The organism is Micromonospora sp. M42, assembly GCF_000568915.1.
GTDB lineage: Bacteria > Actinomycetota > Actinomycetes > Mycobacteriales > Micromonosporaceae > Micromonospora > Micromonospora chalcea.
In genome coordinates this window covers 4,875,426-4,897,227 of the sequence record NZ_KK037233.1, presented here as the reverse complement: position 1 = coordinate 4,897,227, position 21,802 = coordinate 4,875,426, and the positions used below count along the sequence as shown (strand labels likewise).

The following is a 21,802-nucleotide window of genomic DNA, read 5'->3' as shown; positions in this document are numbered from 1 at the left end:
GCCACCCGGGGCACCACCAACCCAACCGGCTCCGGCGGGTGGACAACTGGGTCGTCGAGACCTGCGGGGACGCGCTGCGTGCCGCCGCCGACCCGCTCGTGGTCGACCTCGGCTACGGCGCCACCCCGGTCACCCCGGTCGAGCTGCGCGCCCGGCTGGCGTCCGGCGTCCGCGCCGACGTGCGGGTGGTCGGCCTGGAGATCGATCCGGTACGCGTCGCCGCCGCCCTGCCCGCCGCCGACCCGCCCGGGCTGACGTTCGCCAGGGGCGGCTTCGAGCTGGCCGGACTGCGTCCCGCGCTGGTGCGGGCGTTCAACGTGCTCCGCCAGTACGACGAGAGCGAGGTGGCCGACGCCTGGCACACAGTCACCGGGCGGCTCGCGCCCCGGCGGGCTGCTGGTCGAGGGCACCTGCGACGAGCTGGGGCGGCTCGGCTCCTGGGTGCTGCTGGACGCCACCGGCCCTCTCACGCTCACGTTGTCGGCGAAGCTGACCACGCTGGAGAGCCCGGCCACGCTCGCCGAGCGGCTGCCGAAGGCGCTGATCCACCGCAACGTCCCAGGTGAACGCATCCACGACCTGATCGAGGCGCTGGAGCAGGCGTGGCGCGCGGCCGCCGGCTACGCCCCGTTCGGCCCCCGGCAGCGCTGGCTGCGGACGGTAGAGGCGGTGAAGGAGTCAGGCTGGCCGATCCGGGACAGCCCTCGTACGTGGCGCCACGGCAACCTCACGCTCCCCTGGCCCGCCATCTCCCCCCGCTGACCCGCACGCCACCGCCCCGCCCACCGCCCACCGCCCCGCCGATCTTGGACTTGTGGCGCCCATCTTGCCCCGTTTGGCCCAGTTCACGAGGCACCACAACTCCAAGATCAAGGGAGGCGTCACCCCTCCCCTGGAACCCTCGGCGGGACCCTTCGAGCCAAGCGTTGATCTTGCACTTGCTGCCCCGGCAGAACGGGTCAAAACGCTCGGACCGAGGGCCGGAAGTGCAAGATCGCGGGGGTGGGAGGGGGAGTGGGAGGGGGCGGGGGGCGGGGGGCGGGGGCGCGGGTCAGATGGTGCAGTTGATCAGGACTGGTTCGGGGTGGAGGGTTACGCCGAAGCGGGACTGGACGCCGTCTCGGATCTCGCGGGCCAGCGCCACCAGCGCGGCCGTGCTGGCGCTGCCGGAGTGGTTGGTGAGCGCGAGCGTGTGCTTGCTGGAGATGGCGACGCCCTCCGGGCCCGCGTACCCCTTGCCGAAGCCCGCCTTGTCGATCAGCCAGGCGGCGCTGACCTTCACCGTGCCGTCGGCGCCCGGCCAGTGCGGCGGCTCACCCACCTCGGCGGCGCGTTCCCGTACCTGCTCGAACACCTCGCCCGGCAGCACCGGGTTGGTGAAGAACGAGCCGACCGACCAGGTGTCCGGGTCGGCCGCGTCCAGCACCATGCCCTTGCCGGCGCGCAGCTTCCGCACGGTGGCCCGGGCTTCGGCCAGCGGCACCCGGTCGCCGACCTCGACACCGAGCGCCCGGGCCAGTTCGGCGTAGCGGACCGGGCCGGAGCGCGGGGACCGGGTGAGCCGGAAGTCGACCGAGAGCACCACCCAGCGGTCGCTGTACTTGAAGATGCTCCCCCGGTAGACGAACCCGCAGTCGGCCGCCGCGATCCGCGCCACCCGGCGTTCGGTCCGGTCGTACGCCTCGACGGCGACGATGGTCTCGGCGACCTCCTGGCCGTACGCGCCGACGTTCTGGATCGGTGTCGCGCCGGCCGAGCCGGGGATGCCGGAGAGGCACTCCAGCCCGGACCAGCCGCGCTCGACGGTGGCGGCGACGAAGTCGTCCCACGGCTCGCCGGCTTCGACACGTACCGTGACGGTGTCGCCCTCCTCGGCCACGGCCTGGAACCCGCGCGAGCGGACGAGCACGACGGTGCCGGGGAAGCCCTGATCGCCGATCACGACGTTGCTGCCGCCCGCCAGCACCAGCACGGCCTGCTCGCGGGCCTCCGCTTCCTGCACTTTTCGCACGATCTGGGCGGCGTCCTCGGCGATCTCCAGCCGCCCGGCGGGTCCGCCGAGCCGGAGCGTGGTGTAGCGCGCCAGGGTGGCCGGATCGGTCGGTTCACCGGCAGTAGCCGGTTCGGCGTAGACGTCTGACACGCCTTTCACCCTAGGCTGAGGGGTAGCCGGCGCACCCACTGGTGGCCCGGTCACCCCCGGGAGGATGGCGATGAGCAGACTGCACCACACGAAGGACTTCTGGATCGGCGCGCTGCGCACGGAGGGTCCCGCCTTCGCCGCGGCGGTTTCGGAGGCGCCGCCCGAGACACCCGTGCTGTCCTGTCCCGGCTGGACGGTCACCGATCTCGCCCATCACCTGACCCGCGTGTACGTCTGGGCGGGCACCGTGCTGACCGCCGGTGGCACCACCCGCCCGGAGCGGCACGACCCGGAGCCGCCGGCGGACCTGACGCCGGCCCAGTGGTACGTGCGGGAGTACGAGCGGATCACCGCGCTGCTGGAGGCGGCGGATCCGGAGGCGCCGGCCTGGAACTTCGCGCCGCAGCCGAAGAAGGCGGCCTTCTGGCCGCGCCGGATGGCGCACGAGACGGCCGTGCACCGCTGGGACGCCCAGCTCGCGATCGGTGCGGGTGATCCGATCGAGGCGAAGCTCGCGGCCGACGGGGTGAGCGAGGTGCTGGACACCTGGCTGCCGGCGGGCCGGCGGGTGCAGCCCGGGCAGTGGCGCGGCGTGGTGCAGCTGACCGCGACCGACGCGGCCCAGGAGTGGTACCTGCGGTTGCGGGGTGAGGGGGTCGCGCTGCTGGACACCGCGACGATCCTGGACCACGACGACCACCGGGCCCGGGCACAGGTGGCCGGCACGGCGAGCGATCTGCTGCTGGCGCTGATGGGCCGAATCAGCTTCGACGCGCTGGACGTGGCGGGCGACCCGGCCCTGCTGGGGGGCCTGCGGGTCGGCTGACGACGGGCACCGGACGGAGAGGGGCGGCGGGCGCCCCTCTCCGTTTCTTTTCGGACAGCTCTGAGAGCGCTCTCTTGACAAGGTCCGTGACCCTCCACCACGCTGTCGTGAGAGCGCTCTCTAAGTTCCGGAACCGCCTTCCACCACCCGTTTCGACGACCCGAGAGGTCAGGACAGCATGCTCACCTTCACGCGCCGCCGCCTGGCGGCGGTTGCAGTGGTCGCCGCCACCGCGCTGCTCGGCACCACCGCCTGCGGCGGCGGCGACGATGCCGCCGCCGACGGGCCGATAACGCTCACCGTCGACGTCTTCGGCCAGTTCGGTTACGCCGATCTCTACCAGGAGTACATGGCCAGCCACCCCGGCGTGAAGATCGTCGAGCGCGGCACCGGCGGCAACCTCGACGAGTACTCCCCGAAGCTCACCCAGTGGCTCGCCGCGGGCAAGGGCGCCGGTGACGTGGTCGCCATCGAGGAGGGCCTGCTCGTCGAGTACAAGGCCAACCCGCAGAACTTCGTCAACCTGCTCGACCACGGCGCGGCCGACCTGAAGGGCAACTTCCTCGACTGGAAGTGGAACCAGGGCCTCACCGCCGACGGCAAGCAGCTCATCGGCCTCGGCACTGACGTCGGCGGCATGGCGATGTGCTACCGCACCGACCTGTTCGCCAAGGCCGGCCTGCCCACCGACCGGGAGGCCGTGTCCAAGCTCTGGCCCACCTGGCAGGACTACATCAAGGTCGGCGAGCAGTTCACCGCGAAGAAGACGGGCGCGTCGTTCCTGGACGCCGCGACCAACACCTTCAACACGATCCTGCTCCAGACCGCCGGCAACAGCAGCGGCTACAGCTACTACGACACCAGCAACAACCTGGTCGTGGGCAGCAACCCGGCGGTGAAGCAGGCGTACGACACCACGATGGACATCATCGACTCGGGGCTGTCCGGCAAGTACGGCTCGTGGTCCGAGGAGTGGGTGTCGGCGTTCAAGCAGTCGAAGTTCGCCACCATCGCCTGCCCGGCCTGGATGACCGGCGTGATCGAGGGCAACGCGGGCGCGGGCGCCAAGGGCAAGTGGGACATCGCCCAGATCCCCGGCAACGGCGGCAACTGGGGCGGCTCGTTCCTCGCGGTGCCGAAGCAGAGCAAGCACCAGGCCGAGGCGATCGAGCTGGCCAAGTTCCTGACCAGCGCCAAGGGTCAGATCGGCGCGTTCAAGGCGAAGGGTCCCCTGCCCTCTTCGCCGCAGGCGCTGGAGGACCCGGCGATCATCGACTCGAAGAACGCCTACTTCTCCGAGGCGCCGGTCGGGAAGATCTTCGCCGAGGGCGCCAAGAGCCTGAAGCCGGTCTACATGGGACCGAAGAACCAGGCCGTACGCACCGAGGTCGAGAACGCCGTCCGCAGCGTCGAGCTGGGCAAGCGCTCCCCGGAACAGGGCTGGACCGACGCGGTCGCCAACGCCGAGAAGGCCGCCGCCAAGTAACCCGAGCAGCGCGTGCGGGCGGCCACCCGGCCACGGGGGCCGCCCGCACGGCGGAAAGGAGTCCCGGGTCATGGCCGTCCAGCTCGACGCCCGCCCGCCGGTCGCACCGGCACCCCGCCCCACCCGTCCCGGCCTGGGCAACCGGCTCAGCCGACTCGACACGAAGTACTCGCCGTACCTGTTCATCGCCCCGTTCTTCCTGCTGTTCGGCGTCTTCGGGGCGTACCCGCTGGCGTACACGTTCTGGGTCTCGCTGCACGACTGGGACCTGCTCGGCGCCGAACACCCGTACATCGGCTTCGACAACTACACCCAGCTGCTCGCCGACTCGGACTTCTGGCACTCGGTGGTCAACACGCTGGGCATCTTCGTGATCTCCACGGTCCCGCAGCTGCTCGCCGCGCTCTGGCTGGCCAACCTGCTCAACCGGCAGTTGCGCGCCCGTACCACCTGGCGGATGGCGGTGCTGATCCCGAACGTCACCTCGACCGCCGCCGTGGCGATCGTGTTCGCAGTCCTGTTCGGCCGCGAGTTCGGCATGATCAACTGGCTGCTCGACCACGTCGGGATCAGCGCGATCGACTGGAAGGCGAACCGGTTCGCCGCCTGGGTCGCCATCTCCACCATGGTCGACTGGCGCTGGACCGGCTACAACGCGCTGATCTTCCTGGCCGCCATGCAGGCCATCCCGCGCGACCTGTACGAGTCGGCGGCGATCGACGGGGCCGGCCGGGCCCGCCAGTTCTGGTCCATCACGGTGCCGCTGCTCAAGCCCACGATCATCTTCGCGGTCATCATCTCCACCATCGGCGGCCTCCAGCTCTTCACCGAGCCGCGGATGTTCAACTCCGGCACCAACGCGATCCGCGGCGGACCGCTGCGGGAGTCGCAGACGGTGACCATGTACATGTTCGAGAACGCCTTCGCGCCGCACTACAACTTCGGCTACGGGTCGGCGGTCGCCTGGCTGCTGTTCGCGCTCATCGCCGTGGTCGCGGCGATAAACGTCCTGCTCCTGCGCCGGCTCGGCGGCGGCTCCCGCAAGGAGGTCTCCCGATGACCCGCCTCTGGTCGGCAAGCCGGCTCACCTACCTGGCGCTGACGCTCTCGGCCGTCCTGTCGATCTTCCCGATCTACTGGATGTTCGTGGTGGCCAGCCGCACCAGCGACACGATGGGCCAGGTGCCGCCGCCGCTCACCCCCGGCGGCAACCTCGGCGCCAACATCGCCCGGCTGTTCGACAACACCGACGCGTACTTCCTGACCGGCCTGATCAACTCGGCGATCGTGGCCACCACCGTCACGATCTCGGTGGTGTTCTTCTCCACGCTGGCCGGGTTCGCCTTCGCCAAGTTGCGCTTCCGGGGGCGCAACGCGCTGCTGCTGGTCATCGTCGCCACCATGATGGTCCCGACGCAGCTCGGCGTGATCCCGCTCTACCTGCTGATGACGAAGCTGAACTGGAACGACCGGCTGCCCGCCGTGATCGTGCCGGCGCTGGTCACCGGCTTCGGCGTGTTCATGATGCGCCAGTACGCGGGCCAGGCGGTCAGCACCGAACTGATCGAGGCGGCCCGGATGGACGGCTGCAACACCGCCCGGATCTACTGGAACGTGGTGCTGCCCGCGCTGCGCCCGGCCGCCGCCGTGCTCGGCCTGCTCACGTTCATGACCACCTGGAACGACTTCCTGTGGCCGTACGCGGTGCTGAACGACCCGGAGAACCCGACGGTGCAGCTGTCGCTGCGGGCCCTCTCCGACGGGTACTACCAGGACATGTCGCAGGTGTTCACCGGCACGGCCATCGCCACGCTGCCGCTGCTGCTGGTGTTCATCGTCTTCGGCCGCCAGATCATCGGCGGCATCATGGAAGGTGCGGTCAAGGCATGAGCAACGTCCGATTCCCGGAGGGCTTCGTCTGGGGCGGAGCCACCGCCGCGTACCAGATCGAGGGCGCCGCCCGCGACGACGGTCGCGGTCCGTCGATCTGGGACACCTTCAGCCGTACGCCGGGCGCGGTGTTCGCCGGCCACACCGGCGACGTGGCCTGCGACCACTACCACCGGTACGCCGAGGACGTCGCGCTGATGGCCGAGCTGGGGCTGCGGGCGTACCGGTTCTCGGTGTCCTGGCCCCGGGTGCGGCCGGACGGCACCGGCCCGGTCGAGCCGCGCGGGCTCGACTTCTACGACCGGCTGACCGACGCGCTGCTCGACGCCGGCCTCGACCCGATCGTCACGCTCTACCACTGGGACCTGCCGCAGGCGCTGGAGGACCGGGGCGGTTGGACCGTCCGGGAGACCGCCGAGCACTTCGCCGAGTACGCGCTCGCCGTGCACGGCCGCCTCGGCGACCGGGTCCGCACCTGGACCACGCTCAACGAGCCGTGGTGCTCGGCCTACCTCGGGTACGGCTCCGGGGTGCACGCGCCGGGGCGGCGGAACGCCGGTGACGCGTTCCGGGCCGTACACCATCTGCTGCTCGGCCACGGCCTGGCGGCGCGGGCGCTGCGCGCGGCCGGCGTGGAGACGCTGGGGATCACGCTCAACCTGGCCGACGTGCAGCCGGCGGACGCCGCGAGCGCCGCTGACGCCGAGGCGGTACGGCTGGTCGACGGCCTGCACAACCGGATCTTCCTGGACCCGCTCACCGGCGGCGGCTACCCGGCGGACATGCTGGCCCACGTCGGCCGGATCGTCGCGCCGGACTTCATCAGGGACGGGGACGAGAAGCTGATCGCCGCGCCGCTGGACCTGCTCGGCCTGAACTACTACGCGCCCACCTACGTGGCCGGGCGGGCGGGCGGCGCGGGCGGGGACGCGTACCCGGGCACCGCCGGGACCGTCGAGTTCCTGCCGCCGGCCGGGCCGCTCACCGACATGGGCTGGTCGATCGAGCCGGCCGGGCTGACCCGGCTGCTGGAACGGGTGGCCGCCGACCACCCCGGGCTGCCCCTGATGATCACCGAGAACGGCGGGGCGTTTCCGGACACCGACCTCGACGAGCAGGGCGGGGTGGCGGACACCGACCGGGTCGCCTACCTCGACGGGCACCTGCGCGCCGCGCACGAAGCCATCGCCCGCGGCGTGGACCTGCGCGGTTATCTCGTATGGTCGGTGCTGGACAACTTCGAATGGGCCGAGGGTTACCGGAAGCGATTCGGGATCGTCCACGTCGACTACCTGACCCAGCGGCGCACACCAAAGCACAGCGCCCGCTGGTACCAGGAGGTGATCGCCCGGAACGGGCTGTGACGAGGTGGTGGTTACGGGGATGACGACGGCACAGCGACCGACCCTGGAGGCGGTGGCCCGGCTGGCCGGCGTGTCCCGGGCCACCGTCTCCCGGGTGGTGAACGGCTCGACCACTGTGGCCGAGCCGATCCGGCAGGCGGTACGCCGGGCGGTCGAGGAACTCGGGTACGTCCCGAACCTCGCCGCCCGCAGCCTGGTCACCCAGCGGACCGACTCGGTGGCGCTGGTGCTGCCCGAGGCGGCCACCCGGGTCTTCTCCGACGACCAGGTGTTCCCGGGCATCATCAGGGGCGCGGCGCAGGAGCTGGAGGCGGCGGACAAGCAGCTCGTGCTGATGCTCGCCGGCTCACCGGCCGGACACGAACGGGTCGAGCGGTACACCACCGGCCGGCACGTCGACGGGGTGCTGTTCGCCTCGCTGCACGGCGAGGACCCGCTGCCCGGCCGGCTGGCCCGCCTCGGCATCCCGGTGGTGTGCAGCGGACGGCCGCTGGACGGCGCCGACGTGCCGTACGTGGACGTCGACCACGAAGGCGGCGTGAGCACGGCGGTCCAGCACCTGATCGCGAGCGGACGCCGTCGGATCGCCACCATCGCCGGGCCGCAGGACATGGTCGCCGGAATCGAGCGGCTGATCGGCTACCGCAGCGCGATCACCGAGGCCGGGCTGCCGGAGCTGGTCGCGTACGGCGACTTCACCCGGGAGTCGGGCACCGCCGCGATGCGGGAGCTGCTCGCCGCCGACCCGGAACTGGACGCCGTGTTCGCCGCCTCCGACCTGATGGCGCACGCCGCCCTGCGGACGCTGCGGGAGGCCGGGCGGCGGGTGCCCGAGGACGTGGCGGTGATCGGGTTCGACGACATCGAGACGGCCGCGTACACCGAGCCGCCGCTGAGCACCGTGCGGCAGCCGATAGTGGAGCTGGGCCGGTCGATGACCCGGCAGTTGCTGCGCATAGCGGCGGGCGAGACGGTCGAGCAGGCGCTGGTGCTGCCCACCGAGCTGGTGCTGCGCGAGTCCGCGTAAGGAAGGGCCCCCTCTTAACGCCTCCGGTAGAGGAGGGGGCCCTTCTTAACAGCCCGCCCCGCGTTAACCGGTCGCGGCGCGGGTGGCGGCGGGTCTAGGGTCCGCCGGATGAACGCAGCCGAGATCCGTCCCGCCCGCCCCGACGACGCGCCCGCCGTGGTGGCGTTGCGTGCGCTCGTCTTCCCCTATCTGGTGCGCGGCGTCGAGTCGACCCGCCGCATGATCGCCGAACCGCCGCCCGGCGAGGACTGGGCGGCCTGGGTCGCCGAGGCGGACGGCGAGGTCGTCGGCTGGGCGTCGGCGTACCGCAACACGCAGACCTCGACGCCCGGCGTGGGGATGATCTCCCTGCTGCACGTACACCCGGCGCATCGCCGCCACGGCACCGGCGCGGCGCTGTTCGACACCGCGCTCGGGCACCTGCTGACGCTCGGGTCCACCGAGGTGCTCACCTACGCGCATACCGAGTCGCTGCCGTTCGCGCAGCGGCACGGCTTCACGCCCAGCCGGGAGGTGCGCTACTCGGCGCTGGACCTGAGCACGCCCCCGCCGATGCCGCAGCCGCCGCCGGGCGTACGGCTGGTGTCCGCCGCCGGGCTCGACCCGCGTCTGGTGCACCGGGTCGACGCCGAGGCGTCCCGGGACGAGCCGGGGGACGTGCCGACGGACTCGCTCGGCTTCGACCTGTGGCGGTACGAGTGCTGGGACAACCCGGGGCTGGACCGGGAGGCGAGCACGCTCGCCGAGGTGGACGGGGAACTGGTCGCGCTGACCCTGGTCCAGCGGGACGGCGAGCGGATGTGGTCGGACTTCACCGGCACGCTGCCCGCGTACCGGGGGCGGGGGCTGGCCCGGCTGGCCAAGCAGGCCGCGCTTCACCGTGCGGCGGCGCGCGGGGCTCGCACCGCGTACACCTCGAACCACGAGGTGAACGCGCCGATGCTGGCGATCAACGAGCGGCTCGGCTACCGGCCGGTGGACAGCCAGTGGTCGTGCCGGCGCACGCTCAGCTGAGCCCGGCGGCCACCCGCACCGCAGTGGCGTACGTATCGGCGCCGAACAGCACCAGCCGCGCCTCGGTGACGTGCTCCGGGGTGGCCGCGTGCAGCACGGTGAGCGCCTGCGCCACCGCGTCCTCGACCGGCCAGCCGTAGATCCCGGCGGAGATCAGCGGGAACGCGATCCGGGTGGCGCCCAGCCCGTCGGCGACCCGCAGGCTGTTGGCGTAGCAGTCGCGCAGCAGCGCCGAGCGGTCCTCGCCCGGCGAGAAGACCGGGCCGACCGTGTGCACCACCCAACGCGCGGGCAGGTTGCCGGCGGTGGTGGCTACGGCCTGGCCGGTGGGCAGCCCGCGCGGGTAGCGGGAGGCGCGCAACGCCTCGCACTCCTCCAGGATCGCCGGTCCGCCGCGGCGGTGGATCGCGCCGTCCACGCCCCCGCCGCCGAGCAGCGACGAGTTGGCGGCGTTGACTATCGCGTCGACCTGCTGCGCGGTGATGTCCCCCTCGATCAGGACGGTGTCCATCTCAGCTCTCCTCGATGGGCTGGCCCAGCGACCGGCGGGCCAGCAGCGCGGCCCCGGCCACGGCGGCCGGCATGACCAGCACCGCGCCGAGCGGGATCAGGAAGCACAGGAAGACCGCCACCCCGAAGCCGAGCGCCGTCGGCCGGTCGGCCCGCAGCCGCGCCCGCCGGTCCGGCAGCCGCATCCCGCGCCGGTAGAACGGCGCGCCGACCAGCTCCAGCGCCAGGAACCAGCCACCCACCAGGGCGCCGACCACCGGGACCACCGTCTGTCCCACCACCGGGATGAAACCGGCGGCGAACAGGGGTACGCCGATCAGCGCGGACAGCGCCACCAGGCGCAACGAGTCGGCGAGGCTGCGTCGCAGCGAGGACCAGAACGGCACGTCCACGGCGCCGGGGGTGCCGCCGAGCCGGTCCTCGACCCGCTCCGAGATCGCCTCGTAGAACGGGTCGCCGATGACGAGCGTGACGGCGGTGAACGTGAGCACCCCGACCAGCCCGGCGACGCCGACCACCGCCAGCCCGGCGGCGACCCGCAGCAGATTGCGCCAGGGCGACGACCAGTCGTCGGCGAACGGGGTGAGCCAGCCCGCCAGGTCGCCGACGAAGTAGAGCAGCGTGGCGAACAACGCCACGTAGAGCGCGCCGGTGATCAGCGCCGGGATCACGCCGAGCAGCATCAGCTTCGGGCTGCGGACGTACATGCCGAAGCCGCGCAGCAGCAGCCCGGCGCCGCCGAGGAAGCGGGTGGCCGCGCCAGTGACCGGCGCGATCGTACGGGAGGCGTTCACGACGGCACAGCCTAATCTGCCGGTGCACCACAATGGGCCGGTGCGTGCGTCCCGGCTGATCTCGCTTGTGCTGCTGCTCCAGTCGCGGGAGACGATGACCGCTGCCGAGCTGGCCCACGAGCTGGAGGTGTCCGAGCGGACCGTCTACCGGGACGTGCTGGCGCTCTCCGCCGCCGGTGTCCCGGTGTACGCGGACCGGGGCCGGGCCGGCGGCTACCGGCTGCTGGGCGGCTACCGGACCCGGCTGACCGGGTTGAGCCGGGACGAGGCCGAGGCGCTGTTCCTGGCCGGGCTGCCCGGACCGGCAGGGGACATGGGACTGGCCGACTCGGTGGCCGCCGCCGAGCTGAAGGTGCTCGCCGCGCTGCCGCCGAGCCTGCGGGACGCGCCCGCGCGTACCGGGCAGCGGTTCCACCTGGACGTCCCCGGCTGGTTCCGGGAGACCGCGCCGCCGCCCGCCCTCGCCGAGCTGGCCCGGGCGGTCTGGCGGGACCTGATGGTGGAGCTGCGCTACCGGCGCGGGGACCGGGAGGTGACCCGCACGCTGGCGCCGTACGGGCTGGTGCTGAAGAACGGGGTCTGGTACCTGGTCGGCCGGGTCGGTGACGGCTGGCGGACGTACCGGGTGGACCGGGTTGTCTCGGCCGAGGTGAGCGCCGACGGCTTCGACCGGGACGAGGACTTCGACCTCGGGGCGTACTGGCGGGAACAGGCCGGCGCGTTCCTGCGTGAGCTGCTGCGGGAGCGGGTCACCGTGCGGCTCGGCCCGGCCGGGTTGCGGGCGCTGCGGCACCTGGTAGACGCGCCGTTCGTCTACACCGAGGCGGTCGACGCGGCCGGTCCGCCGGACGATCAGGGCCGGCTGGTGCTGCGGCTGCCGGTCGAGTCGGTCGATGTGGCGTACACCCAGTTGCTGGCGCTCGGCCCGGAGGTGGAGGTGCTGGCGCCGCCGCGGTTGCGGGCGCGCTTCGCCGAGGCGGCCCGCCGCGCGGCGGCGCTCTACACCGATCCGCCGTCAGACGGTCAGCGGTAGCCGTCCGGGTCGGCCGGCTTACCAGGCTTGACCACCTCCTCGTAGTAGCGGGCCCAGTGCGGGCGGCTGCCGTCGACGTCGGTGAAGCCGTACACCTGGGCCAGACCGCCGCTGTCCAGCGACTTGCCGTTCCAGCGGGCCCGGTCCGGGTCGGCGGCCAGGGCCGCCACCGCGCGCCCGACGAACGCCGGCGTCTCCGACATGACGAAGTGGGGCTCGGTCTTCGCGCCGTCACGCCAGTTCGCCTCGGTGACGCCGTAGTGTTCGAGCATCGCCTCCGAGCGCAGCCAGCCCGGCGTGAGCGCGACGGCGGTGCAGCCGTGCGGGGCCAGCTCGTGCGCCTGGCTGAAGCCGAGCCGGTTCACCGACACCTTCGCCAGGTCGTAGAAGACCGACAGGCGGTACTCGCTGTCGTTGTGCTCCTTGGTGCCGTCGCCGACCTCGACCACCAGGCCGCCCGGGTTGCGGATCAGCAGCGGCAGCGCGAAGTGGCTGGTGATGATGTGCGTGTCGACAGCCAGCCGCAGCGTACGGAAACCGGCGTCGAGCGGCTGCTCCCAGACCGGCTTCTCCCAGGTGATCAGCGGGTCGGCGCCCCAGACGTCGTTCACCAGCACGTCGAGGCGGCCCTGCTCGGCGTCGATCCGCTCGACCAGGGCGCGTACCTGCTCGGGGTCGAGGTGGTCGACAGCGACGGCGATTCCGGTGCCCCCGGCGGCGGTGACCAGCTCGGCGGTCTCCTCGATGGTCTCCGGCCGGCCCATCTCGGAGCGGCGCTCGCGGGTGGTGCGGCCGGTGGCGTAGACGGTGGCCCCGGCGGCGCCGAGCTGCACGGCGATCTGCCGGCCGGCGCCCCGGGTAGCGCCCGCGACGAGCGCGACAGTTCCGGTCAGTGGTGAGTTCATGGGATCACCGTGTCAGCGATACCTGACAACGGAAGTCCGGTTTCCCGAACGAACCGGATGGGCGATCATCACCGGTATGCACCTGCTGCTGTCCGGGATCGTCGGCTCGGTCGCGTACGGGCTGGCCGGACCCGGCTCGGACACCGACCGGCTCGGCGTGTTCGCCGCGCCCACAGTCGCGTTCCACGGCCTGCGCCCGCCCCGCGAGTCGGTGGTCACCACCGACCCGGACGTCACGCTGCACGAGGCCCGCAAGTACGCGCTGCTGGCGCTGAGCGGCAACCCCACCGCCACCGAGCTGATGTGGCTGCCCGACGACTGCTACGAGACCCGTACCGGGTTCGGTGAGGAGCTGATCGCGATCCGGTCGGCGTTCCTCAGCGCGCCGCGCGTCCGTGACGCCTACCTCGGGTACGCCGCGCAGCAGTTCCGCAAACTCGCCGGCCGGCCCGCCGACGCCGGTGGGCGGCTGCGCTCGGCGAAGCACGCCCGGCACCTGGCCCGGCTGCTGCACCAGGGCCGGGTGCTGTACGCGACAGGCGTACTGGAGATCCGCCTCGCCGACCCGGAGTGGTTCCGCGCGTTCGGCGAACGGGTCGCCGGCGGCGCGCTGGAGGAGGCGCAGGCACTGGTGGCGGACGCCGAGGCGGAGTTCGACCGGATCCGCTCACCGCTGCCGGAGCGCCCGGACGAGGAGACGGTGGAACGCTGGCTGCTCGCCGTCCGGGCGGCGTACCTGCCGCGCTGAGCGGGTCAGTCCGCCAGGCGCACCCGTACCCGGCGGTTGGCCCGCCCCTTGCTCTCCACCTTGACCACCTGGACCTTGCCGATCTGGGCGGTGGAGGCGACGTGCGTACCGCCGTCGGCCTGCACGTCCAGCCCGACGATGTCCACGATCCGCACCTCCTGCTCCTCCGGCGGGATCAGGTTCGACTGGGTACGGATGATGTCCGGCAGCGCGAGCGCCTCGGCGCGCGGCAGCACCCGCACCGCCACCGACCGGTCGGCGGCCACCTCGGCGTTCACCAGCTCCTCGATGCGGGCCTTGAAGTCCGGCGGCACCTCGGGCAGGTTGAAGTCCATCCTCGCCTCGCCCGGCTCCATGTTGCCGCCGGTGACGAGCGCGCCGAAGTCACGGAACACCACGCCGCAGAGCACGTGCAGCCCGGAGTGGGTACGCATCAGCATGGTCCGGCGGGCGTCCTCCACCGCGCCGACCACCTCGCTGCCGACCGGCGGCACCGGGTCGCCCTCGGCCGGGATCAGCCACAGGTCGTCGCCCTTGCGGGTGCCGACGATCCGGGTCTGTACGCCCTGCCAGAGCAGCACCCCGTGATCCGGCGGCTGCCCGCCCCCACCCGGGTAGAACGCGGACCGGTCCAGCACGATGCCCTGCTCGGGATCGGCCGCCAGCACCCGGCAGGTCCACTCGCGCAGGGTCGGGTCGGCGAGGTCGAGCCGGTGCGTACGGCCGTGGTGTGTGACGCCCATGGACGGCGACGTTACCCGTTCAGGAACTCCGAGACGCGCCCCCGCAGGTCGGCGCGTTCGGTCCAGAGCACGCCGGGCCGGTCGTACACGTGCAGTGTGGCGTTCGGGAGCGCGGCGGCGAGCCGTTCGGCGACGGCGACCGGGTGCAGGTCGTCGTCGGCGGCGGCGATGACCAGCGCCGGCGCGGTGACCGCGGCGAGCGACCCGGCGTCGTCGAGCGGGGCCTGGGCTGGCAGGTCGGCCAGCCCCGGCGCGAGCCCGTCGCGCAACAACTGGTCGAGCCGCTGCCGCAGGTAGGCCCAGCCGGCCGGGGTGTTGCGCACCGACGGCGGCAACTCCAGCGACACCACGTCGGCCAGCGCCGAGGCGTCGCCCTCGGCCACCGCGTCGAGCAGGCCGGTGAGCCGGGCGCGGGCCACCTCGCCGCGCGGTGTGTCCAGCACGGCGGGCAGGAAGAAGACGAGTCTCTCGAAGCGTTCCGGGCTCTCCGCGAGCAGCCGGCAGAGCGCGCCCGCGCCGAGGCTCGCGCCGAACGCCCGGGTCGCGCCGCTCAGGTCCGCCATCGCGCGCAGGTCACGGGCGAGGTCCAGGTAGGTCCACGGGCCGGGCGGGGAGTCGGAGCGGCCGTGCCCGCGGAACTGGAAGAAGACGCGCCGCCCGGCGACGCCGCTGCCGAACGGGCGGGTGGTGGCGATGCCACTGCCCAGCCCGTGCGCGAACACGGTGACTGGGTCACCGGTGCCGGTGACCAGCCGTTCCAGGCTCACCCCGTGCGGGGTGGCGACCAGCTCCGTCTCCGGCTCGGGCAGCGCGGGACGCCCGGTCCGGGGCGCGCCGGGGCCGGGCCCCCAGGTGCGGGGACCGCCGTCCGGCGGCGGAGGCCAGCGGAAACCTCTCACCAGGACCCTCGGCCGTCGTGCAGGTCCCGCAGGCCGGGCCGCACGTCGAGCAGGTAGATCAGACCGGCGGCGATGCCGATCAGTCCGAACAGGCTGATCGGGCCGAAGCCGAGCAGGGTCAGCAGCAGGCAGACCGCCAGGATGGCGACCCAGCCGCCCTTCGGCAGCGTGCCGAGCGCGGCGAAACCGTCGCCGCGCTGGGTGACCGCGTGCACCAGCGCCACTCCCTGTACGACCAGGGCGAAGACGAGCAGGATCAGCTGGATCACGTCTTGGACTGCGAACGCGAAGATCGGCGCGGCGATGGCCATGGGGGCAAGCTTATGCCGAGACCCCGGAAACGTCCGACAAGACGTTGTCCGGGGTCCGGTGGAGCATCAGGTCACTCGGCGGCCGGGCGGGTCCGCTTCGTGGCCTTCGGCAGCTTCGCCGACGGGGTGGCCGGCTTGGTGGCCTTGGTGGCGGTCGTCTTGGCGACGGCCTTGGTGGCGGTCGCCTTGGTGGCGCGGGTGCGCTTCACCGCGGCCGGCTTGGCGGCCACCGCCTCGGCCACCTCGGCCGGGCTGGGCACATCGGTCGTCGCGGCGGCGGTGTCCGGCTTCGCGGCCACCTCGGTCTTCGTCGCGACCGCGGCCTTCGGGGTGACCTCGGCCTTCGGGGCCACGTCGGTGCCGGTGGCCTCGGTGGCCTGGATGTCGGCGTTCACCGTGTCGGCGGCCTCCAGCACGCCGGCGCCGACGACACGCTCACCACGGGCGACCAGTTCGGCGTACGCGGCCAGCGCGCGCTCCTGCGCGGCGTGCGCGCCGGCGACCACGACGGCGGCGTTGCGGGTGGCGGCCTCGCGCAGCTTGTCCAGGTTGGCGGCCTCGCGCAGCTTCTCCAGGTTCGCCGCCTCGCGCAGCTTCTCCAGGTTGGCGGCCTCGCGGAGCTGGTCGAGGTCGGTGGCGACGGCGCGCTCGCGCAGCCCGGTCGCGGTCTGGTTGGCGGTCTTCAGCGTCTCGGTGGCCTTCTGGCGCAGCTCGAAACCGGTGACGACGGCCTTGCCGCCGAGGTCGGTCACGACCCGGGTGCCGAGGCCGCTGACCACGGTGGGCAGCTTGCGCAGCTGCTCCAGGGCCAGCTCACCGGCGCCGGCGGCGGCGTAGAGGGGTGCGGGGATGCGGTTGGTCTTCGGCTGGGTGGTCATGACTGCTCCTCTTCGGCCGCACCGGCGGCCTTCCGGGCCGCCCGGCGGGCGGTCGTGTCCTGCGGGGCGGCGGTGGTCGGGGCGGGCGCGGTGGTCGGGGCGGGCGCGGTGGTCGGGGCGGGCGCGGCACCCGCTTCGGTGACGGCTACCGATTCGAGGACCGCCTCGGTCGGCGTGCCCTCCGGCGTGACCGGACCGGTAGCGGCCGCCGCCACTGTCGCCGGGGCCTCCGGCGCGGTGGCCGGCTCGGTCGCGGCGGCCTTCTCGGCCGTCTCCGCCGTCCCGGCGGCCTCGGTCGCCTCGGCCAGGCGGGCGTTCTCGCGCCGGAACGTCTCGTAGATCTGGGTGAGCGACTGCTTCTGGGCCATGGTCAGCTCGGGGTCGACGGCGATCGCCGCGAGCACGCCCTGCCCCTCCTTGTCGTCCAGCAGCCCGGCCCGCAGGTACATCGCCGGGGTGGAGACGCGCAGCGCGCTCGCGAGCTGCTGGAGCACCTCGGCGCTCGGCTTGCGCAGCCCTCGCTCGATCTGGCTCAGGTAGGGATTGCTGACACCCGCCTGCTCGGCGAGCTGGCGCAGTGAGATCTTCGCGTTGCGCCGCAGGTCGCGAATGAACCCGCCGACATCGGGAAGGTCCTTGCTGGTGGCCATGACTCAACGCTAGCTCGGTCCGCTAACTGCTGCAAGCAAAACGCTAGCCAGAGTTAGCAGGGTCACCGATGGCGGGTTGCGGAGCCCATGTCCGTTCCGTACGGTTCTCCCCCGTGACCAAGATCGATATCAACGGTGCCCAGCTCGCGTACGACGAGAGCGGCACCGGCACCGCCGTGGTGCTGCTGCACGCCGGCATCGCCGACCGGCGGATGTGGCGCGGGCAGATCCCGGCACTCGCCCAGCGGCATCGGGTGATCGCGCTGGACCTGCGCGGCTACGGCGAGTCGGAGTTGCCGCCCGCGCCGTTCGCCCACCACGACGACGTGATCGGGCTGCTCGACGCGCTGGGCATCGAGCAGGCCGCGCTCGTCGGCTGCTCGTTCGGCGGCCGGGTCGCGGTGGACACCGCGCTCGCCCACCCGCAGCGGGTCTCGGCGCTGGCGCTCTTCGGCGCGCCCGTCTCCGGCAACGAGTGGTCCGAGGAGACCGAGCAGCTCTGGGAGGACCTGGTCGGCGACGTGGACCCGGAGGACTTCGCCGCCACCGCCGCCGGGGAGGTGCGGTTCTGGGTGGTCGGCCCGACCCGCCGCCCGGAGGACGTCGACCCGGAGCTGATCCGGTTCGCCGAGGAGATGGATCGCCGGGCGCTCGCCGCCGAGCAGGCGCTGAGCGCGGTCGACGTCGACGAGCTGGACCCGCCGGCGATCGACCGGCTGGGCGAGCTGCGCGTACCGGTGCTGGTCGGCACGGGCGCCGACGACCTGGCCGACATCCGCCGCCTGGCCGACCGCATCGCCGACGAGGCCCCCCAGGGCGTACGCATGCCGGACGTCCACAACGCGGCCCACCTGCTCCCCCTGGAGCGCCCCACCGAAACCAACACCGCCCTCCTGGCTTTCCTCCCCTGACCGCCCCCTCCCTCCCTTCGCCGTGTTGATCTTGCACTTGTGGCCCTCGGTGCGCCTGGAATGCGCGTTTCGCCTGGGGCAGCAAGTGCAAGATCGACGGGGATGGAGGGCGGGGTGGGGTTACCAGATGGGGCGGGTTGCGCCTACGGGGAGGCCGCCGCCGAGCACGGGAGTCTCGGCGTACTCGGTGAGGATCGGCGCGTCGACGCCCAGCCGGGACAGCGCCGAGACGAGGACCGGCATGCGGGCCCTGGCCGCGCCGTCGTCGATCTTCAGCGCGACCGCGCCGACCCCCGGGACCGCCGCCGCGATCACACCCTCCGCGCCGATCTTGGCGAGCAGACCGGGTACGCCGCGCATCAGCCGCGTGTCCTCGGCCTGGGTACCGCCGACCAGTTCCGGGTACTTGCGCATCGCGTCCGCCACAGTCCGCTCGACGGTGCCCGGCTCGGCGTCGACCAGCCGCAGGAACGCCCGCGCCAGCCCGGTGAGCGAGACGGCGAGCACCGGCGCGCCGCAGCCGTCCACCCCGACCGCCGCCGCCCGCTCCCCGGTGAACTCCTCGATCGTGGCGGTCAGGCGCTGCTGGAGCGGGTGCTCGGGCCGCCAGTAGCCGTCCAGCGGCCAGCCGGCGGCCAGGCAGGTGCGCAGCATACCGGCGTGCTTGCCGGAGCAGTTCATCAGCACCCGGGCGGGACCGCCGCCGGCCCGCAGCACCGCCTCCCGGGCGGCTTCGCCGACCGGCAGGTCCGGCGGGCAGTGCAGCGCGTCCCCGGTGAGGCCGCCGCCGCGCAGCAACGCGGTGACCCGCTCGATGTGGAACTCCTCACCGGCGTGGCTGGCCGAGACGAGCGCCAGGTCGGCCGGGTCGGTGAGCGGCAGCCCGGCCCGCAGCATCCCGATCGCCTGCATCGGCTTGTTGGACGAGCGGGGAAGATCGGCGAGGTCACGTCTCCGGCCCCGGCGACAGGCGCTCCGGCGGCGTCGAGCACCACCACGGAACCCCGGTGGAAGCCCTCCACGAAACCGGACCGGACCACCTCGGCGAGCGGCGCGCCGCCCTCGTACGTCTTTCCCACGTAATGGACCGTACCGATGGGGCGGGCCCGGCCGACGGCGGGGTGACCTGCGGCGTCGCCCGGGGCCATACAGGGCCGGCGGCCGGTACGCCGCTTACCGGCCGGTGACCGGAAGACCGAGCAGCGTACGGGCCTCGGCGGTGGTCAGCGGAGGCCGCTGGGCGAGCTGGGCGAAGCCGACCGCCCGCGCGACGAGCTGCATGTTGGACTCCACCGGGCGCCCCTTGGCGTACGTGACCGTGTCCTCCATGCCGACCCGCAGGTGACCGCCGGCCGACAGCGACGCCAGCATCACCGGGATGGTGCTGCGCCCGATGCCGGTGGCCGCGAACGTGGTGCCCTCGGGCAGGTCACGCAGCATCTGCTGGGCCGCCACCAGGGTCGCCGTGGTGCCGGGCATGCCACCCGGCACCCCCATCACGAAGTCGACGTGCACGTGCCCGCCGTGCGGCAGGCCGTACTTGCCGAGCAGCCGCTGCAGGGCGGTGAGGTGGCCCAGGTCGAAGATCTCGTACTCGGGGACGACGCCGCGTTCCTGCATCCGGGTGTGCAGGTCGACGATGAACTCCCACCGGTTGAGGAACACGTCGTCGCCGAAGTTGACGGTGCCCATGGTGCAGGAGGCCATGTCCGGCGCGGCGTCGAGCACCGCGAGCCGGGCGGACTCCCGGGTCGGTCACCGCGCCCCCGGAGGAGAGCTGCACGATCAGGTCGGTGCTCTCCCGCAGCGCCGCCCACGGTGTTCGCGCAGCCGCCCCTGGTCGAGCGTGGGCCGCGCCTCGTCGTCGCGGATGTGGACGTGGATCACGGCGGCGCCGAGCGCCTCGCACTCCTTGGCGGTCAGCAGCAGCTCGTCGAGCGTCACCGGCAGCGCCGGCACCTCAGCCTTCGCCGACTCCGCGCCGGTGGGGGCAACCGTGATCAACGTCCCTGTCGTCATGCCCCGGATCCTAGACCGGTGCCCGACGTCGGGTCGACCGGAGGATTTCCGGTGCGGGCGGCGTTAAGAAGGGACCCTTCCTCTACCGGAGGCGTTAATAGGGGGCCCTTCCTTACACGTCGATGGCGGCGGCGCTCTCGCCCACGAGCAGGCGGGCATCGTCGGGCGTGTTGCGCTTCAGCACGGCGAGCGCCACCTGACCCAGCTCGAAGTGCTGCACGGCGGTGCCCACGAAGCCGACCGTCCGGCCGTCGAGCGTCACCGGCGTACCGGCCACCGGCGGCTGGTCGCTCGCCACGCCGTCCAGATGCAGCAGGACCAGCCGGCGGGGCGGCTTGCCCAGGTTGTGCACCCGGGCCACCGTCTCCTGGCCCCGGTAGCAACCCTTGTCCAGGTGCACGGCCGGGGCGATCAGGTCCACCTCGGCCGGGATCGTCCGGTGGTCGGTGTCCACCCCGGCCCGTACCTGCTTGGCGGCGACCCGGACCGCCTCGTACGCCCACAGCCCGGCGACCGGCACCCCGGCGCCGCGCAGTTCGGCGACCACCCCGTCCGTGGCGGCGCGGGGCACGAGCAGGTCGACGCCGAGCGCCACCCGGCGGGCCCAGCCGCCGACCGGCAGCGGCTTGACGTCGTACACCACGGAGGGCCGCGCGGGCAGCTCGCCGGAACGGAACTTCGGACCCGGCACCGCTGCCACGTCGGGAGCCGCCAGCCCGGTCACGCCGAGCGTGTCGAGCGCGCCGGGAGCCTCCGGCCCGACCAGCGACAGCAGCGCGAACTCGGCGGTGGCGTCGCGCGGGTCGACCTTGCTGAAGAACCGCATCTTCTCCAGGTACGACACCAGGCCGCCGGTCATGCCCGGCTCGGTGTCCAGCCAGGTGGTCTCGCCGTCGTCGGCGACCATCGCGTGCTGCTCGACGTGCCCGTGCGGGGAGAGCACCAGCAGTTCGGTGCCCTGCCAGGGGGCCAGCGCGGCCAGGTGCTGGCTGGTGAGCGTGTGCAGCCAGCTGATCCGTTCCTCGCCGGGCACCGCGACCACGCCCCGGTGCGACCGGTCGACCAGGCCCACGCCGGTGGCCAGGAGCCGCTGCTCACGCATCGGGTCGCCGTAGTGCGCGGCCACCGGCGCGACACCGGCCGCCCGGTGGGCCGGCTCGGGCTGGTCCCGGGTCTGGTCGTCGATGCTCTCGGTGGTCACCGCTCCGGCGATGTCGATCATGCGTGTTCCCCGTTCAGTGTGCAGCGGCCGCAGACTCCGAAGAGCGCGACGTGCCCGATGTCGACCTGGAATCCGCGCTGGTCGGCCAGCTGGTCGGCGAGCGGGCGGAGCATCTCGGGTGAGATCTCGTCGATCGCCCCGCACTCCCGGCACACCAGGTGCACGTGCTGGTGCTCGCCGGCCGCGTGGTAAGTGGGCGCGCCGTGCGAGAGGTGCGTGTGCGTGACCAGGCCGAGCCGCTCCAGCAGCTCCAGGGTGCGGTAGATGGTGGTGATGTTGACGCCGGCCGCCACCTCGCGGACCGCCGTGTGTACCTGCTCCGGGGTGGCGTGCCCGAGGTCGAGGACGGCCTGGAGCACCAGCTGCCGCTGCGCCGTCAGCCGCAGCCCGCGCGCGCGGAGCATTTCCGCGAGGGAGGATTCGGACACC

The 21,802-nt window shown here is 72.9% G+C and carries 21 protein-coding genes and 3 pseudogenes; 11 read left to right on the top strand and 13 right to left on the bottom strand.

What is annotated here, in order from left to right; all coding sequences use genetic code 11:
- A pseudogene (locus tag MCBG_RS22570) lies at positions 1-762 on the top strand (class I SAM-dependent methyltransferase); the annotation flags it as partial.
- A gap of 289 nt (positions 763-1,051) precedes the next feature.
- Here MCBG_RS22570 and MCBG_RS22565 read toward each other — a convergent pair.
- Positions 1,052-2,143: a UDP-N-acetylmuramate dehydrogenase gene (locus MCBG_RS22565; RefSeq protein WP_043328055.1), complete on the bottom strand. Its 1,092-nt coding sequence runs from the start codon at positions 2,141-2,143 to the stop codon at positions 1,052-1,054.
- Between the two features lie 64 nt (positions 2,144-2,207).
- On the opposite strand from MCBG_RS22565, the gene MCBG_RS22560 reads away from it, so the two are divergent.
- The 7 genes from MCBG_RS22560 to MCBG_RS22530 all read left to right on the top strand — a co-directional run bounded on the left by MCBG_RS22560 (position 2,208) and on the right by MCBG_RS22530 (position 9,750).
- The gene (locus MCBG_RS22560; protein WP_369799322.1) at positions 2,208-2,969 is read left to right on the top strand and encodes a maleylpyruvate isomerase family mycothiol-dependent enzyme; all 762 of its coding nucleotides are present in this window, start codon (positions 2,208-2,210) and stop codon (positions 2,967-2,969) included.
- Between the two features lie 178 nt (positions 2,970-3,147).
- The gene (locus MCBG_RS22555) at positions 3,148-4,455 is read left to right on the top strand and encodes an ABC transporter substrate-binding protein (RefSeq protein ID WP_043328052.1); all 1,308 of its coding nucleotides are present in this window, start codon (positions 3,148-3,150) and stop codon (positions 4,453-4,455) included.
- 70 nt (positions 4,456-4,525) lie between these two features.
- Entirely contained in the window at positions 4,526-5,515 is a 990-nt protein-coding gene (locus MCBG_RS22550; RefSeq protein WP_043328051.1) for a carbohydrate ABC transporter permease, read from the top strand.
- Positions 5,512-6,345: a carbohydrate ABC transporter permease gene (locus tag MCBG_RS22545; protein ID WP_030504579.1), complete on the top strand. Its 834-nt coding sequence runs from the start codon at positions 5,512-5,514 to the stop codon at positions 6,343-6,345. Before MCBG_RS22550 ends, MCBG_RS22545 begins: the two co-directional genes overlap by 4 nt.
- Entirely contained in the window at positions 6,342-7,709 is a 1,368-nt protein-coding gene (locus tag MCBG_RS22540; protein WP_043328049.1) for a GH1 family beta-glucosidase, read from the top strand. Before MCBG_RS22545 ends, MCBG_RS22540 begins: the two co-directional genes overlap by 4 nt.
- A gap of 19 nt (positions 7,710-7,728) precedes the next feature.
- Positions 7,729-8,736: a LacI family DNA-binding transcriptional regulator gene (locus MCBG_RS22535; RefSeq protein ID WP_043328047.1), complete on the top strand. Its 1,008-nt coding sequence runs from the start codon at positions 7,729-7,731 to the stop codon at positions 8,734-8,736.
- Positions 8,737-8,844: 108 nt separating this feature from the next.
- Complete coding sequence (locus MCBG_RS22530; protein WP_043328045.1) at positions 8,845-9,750, top strand: GNAT family N-acetyltransferase; 906 nt, start codon at positions 8,845-8,847, stop codon at positions 9,748-9,750.
- Here the strand turns inward: MCBG_RS22530 and MCBG_RS22525 are convergent.
- The gene (locus MCBG_RS22525; RefSeq protein WP_043328043.1) at positions 9,743-10,261 is read right to left on the bottom strand and encodes an O-acetyl-ADP-ribose deacetylase; all 519 of its coding nucleotides are present in this window, start codon (positions 10,259-10,261) and stop codon (positions 9,743-9,745) included. The two genes, MCBG_RS22530 and MCBG_RS22525, sit on opposite strands and share 8 nt — an antisense overlap.
- Position 10,262: 1 nt before the next feature.
- Positions 10,263-11,054, bottom strand: a complete 792-nt coding sequence (locus MCBG_RS22520) for an EI24 domain-containing protein (protein WP_043328041.1) — start codon at positions 11,052-11,054, stop codon at positions 10,263-10,265.
- Between the two features lie 40 nt (positions 11,055-11,094).
- Between MCBG_RS22520 and MCBG_RS22515 the strand changes: the two genes are divergently transcribed.
- Positions 11,095-12,087 carry a helix-turn-helix transcriptional regulator gene (locus tag MCBG_RS22515; RefSeq protein WP_043330901.1) on the top strand — a complete coding sequence of 331 codons (993 nt, stop codon included), beginning with the start codon at positions 11,095-11,097 and terminating at the stop codon, positions 12,085-12,087.
- On the opposite strand, the gene MCBG_RS22510 is transcribed toward MCBG_RS22515, so the two are convergent.
- Complete coding sequence (locus MCBG_RS22510; protein WP_043328039.1) at positions 12,078-12,992, bottom strand: SDR family oxidoreductase; 915 nt, start codon at positions 12,990-12,992, stop codon at positions 12,078-12,080. The two genes, MCBG_RS22515 and MCBG_RS22510, sit on opposite strands and share 10 nt — an antisense overlap.
- A gap of 76 nt (positions 12,993-13,068) precedes the next feature.
- On the opposite strand from MCBG_RS22510, the gene MCBG_RS22505 reads away from it, so the two are divergent.
- Positions 13,069-13,740 carry a nucleotidyltransferase domain-containing protein gene (locus tag MCBG_RS22505; protein WP_043328037.1) on the top strand — a complete coding sequence of 224 codons (672 nt, stop codon included), beginning with the start codon at positions 13,069-13,071 and terminating at the stop codon, positions 13,738-13,740.
- A gap of 5 nt (positions 13,741-13,745) precedes the next feature.
- On the opposite strand, the gene MCBG_RS22500 is transcribed toward MCBG_RS22505, so the two are convergent.
- From MCBG_RS22500 to MCBG_RS22480, 5 genes are all read right to left on the bottom strand, one after another.
- Positions 13,746-14,483: an alanyl-tRNA editing protein gene (locus MCBG_RS22500; RefSeq protein WP_043328035.1), complete on the bottom strand. Its 738-nt coding sequence runs from the start codon at positions 14,481-14,483 to the stop codon at positions 13,746-13,748.
- A gap of 11 nt (positions 14,484-14,494) precedes the next feature.
- On the bottom strand, positions 14,495-15,382 hold the full coding sequence (locus MCBG_RS22495; protein ID WP_043328034.1) for an alpha/beta fold hydrolase: 888 nt from the start codon (positions 15,380-15,382) through the stop codon (positions 14,495-14,497).
- Positions 15,379-15,693: a DUF2516 family protein gene (locus MCBG_RS22490; RefSeq protein WP_013288803.1), complete on the bottom strand. Its 315-nt coding sequence runs from the start codon at positions 15,691-15,693 to the stop codon at positions 15,379-15,381. The genes MCBG_RS22495 and MCBG_RS22490 overlap by 4 nt, the downstream gene beginning before the upstream one ends.
- A 71-nt stretch (positions 15,694-15,764) precedes the next feature.
- The gene (locus MCBG_RS22485; protein WP_043328031.1) at positions 15,765-16,571 is read right to left on the bottom strand and encodes a hypothetical protein; all 807 of its coding nucleotides are present in this window, start codon (positions 16,569-16,571) and stop codon (positions 15,765-15,767) included.
- On the bottom strand, positions 16,568-17,221 hold the full coding sequence (locus MCBG_RS22480; protein ID WP_043328030.1) for a helix-turn-helix domain-containing protein: 654 nt from the start codon (positions 17,219-17,221) through the stop codon (positions 16,568-16,570). Before MCBG_RS22480 ends, MCBG_RS22485 begins: the two co-directional genes overlap by 4 nt.
- A 113-nt stretch (positions 17,222-17,334) precedes the next feature.
- Here MCBG_RS22480 and MCBG_RS22475 point away from each other — a divergent pair, with 113 nt between their 5' ends.
- Positions 17,335-18,132 carry an alpha/beta fold hydrolase gene (locus MCBG_RS22475; RefSeq protein ID WP_223201296.1) on the top strand — a complete coding sequence of 266 codons (798 nt, stop codon included), beginning with the start codon at positions 17,335-17,337 and terminating at the stop codon, positions 18,130-18,132.
- A gap of 120 nt (positions 18,133-18,252) precedes the next feature.
- Here the strand turns inward: MCBG_RS22475 and MCBG_RS22470 are convergent.
- From MCBG_RS22470 to MCBG_RS22455, 4 genes and pseudogenes are all read right to left on the bottom strand, one after another.
- Positions 18,253-19,211 (bottom strand): annotated as a pseudogene (locus MCBG_RS22470) (asparaginase).
- Positions 19,212-19,305: 94 nt separating this feature from the next.
- Positions 19,306-20,151 (bottom strand): annotated as a pseudogene (locus tag MCBG_RS22465) (3-keto-5-aminohexanoate cleavage protein).
- Positions 20,152-20,263: 112 nt separating this feature from the next.
- Positions 20,264-21,373 (bottom strand): CAF17-like 4Fe-4S cluster assembly/insertion protein YgfZ, encoded by a 1,110-nt coding sequence (locus MCBG_RS22460; RefSeq protein ID WP_043328025.1) that lies wholly within the window; start codon positions 21,371-21,373, stop codon positions 20,264-20,266.
- The gene (locus tag MCBG_RS22455) at positions 21,370-21,777 is read right to left on the bottom strand and encodes a Fur family transcriptional regulator (RefSeq protein WP_082930986.1); all 408 of its coding nucleotides are present in this window, start codon (positions 21,775-21,777) and stop codon (positions 21,370-21,372) included. Before MCBG_RS22455 ends, MCBG_RS22460 begins: the two co-directional genes overlap by 4 nt.
- Between the last annotated feature and the right edge of the window lie 25 nt (positions 21,778-21,802).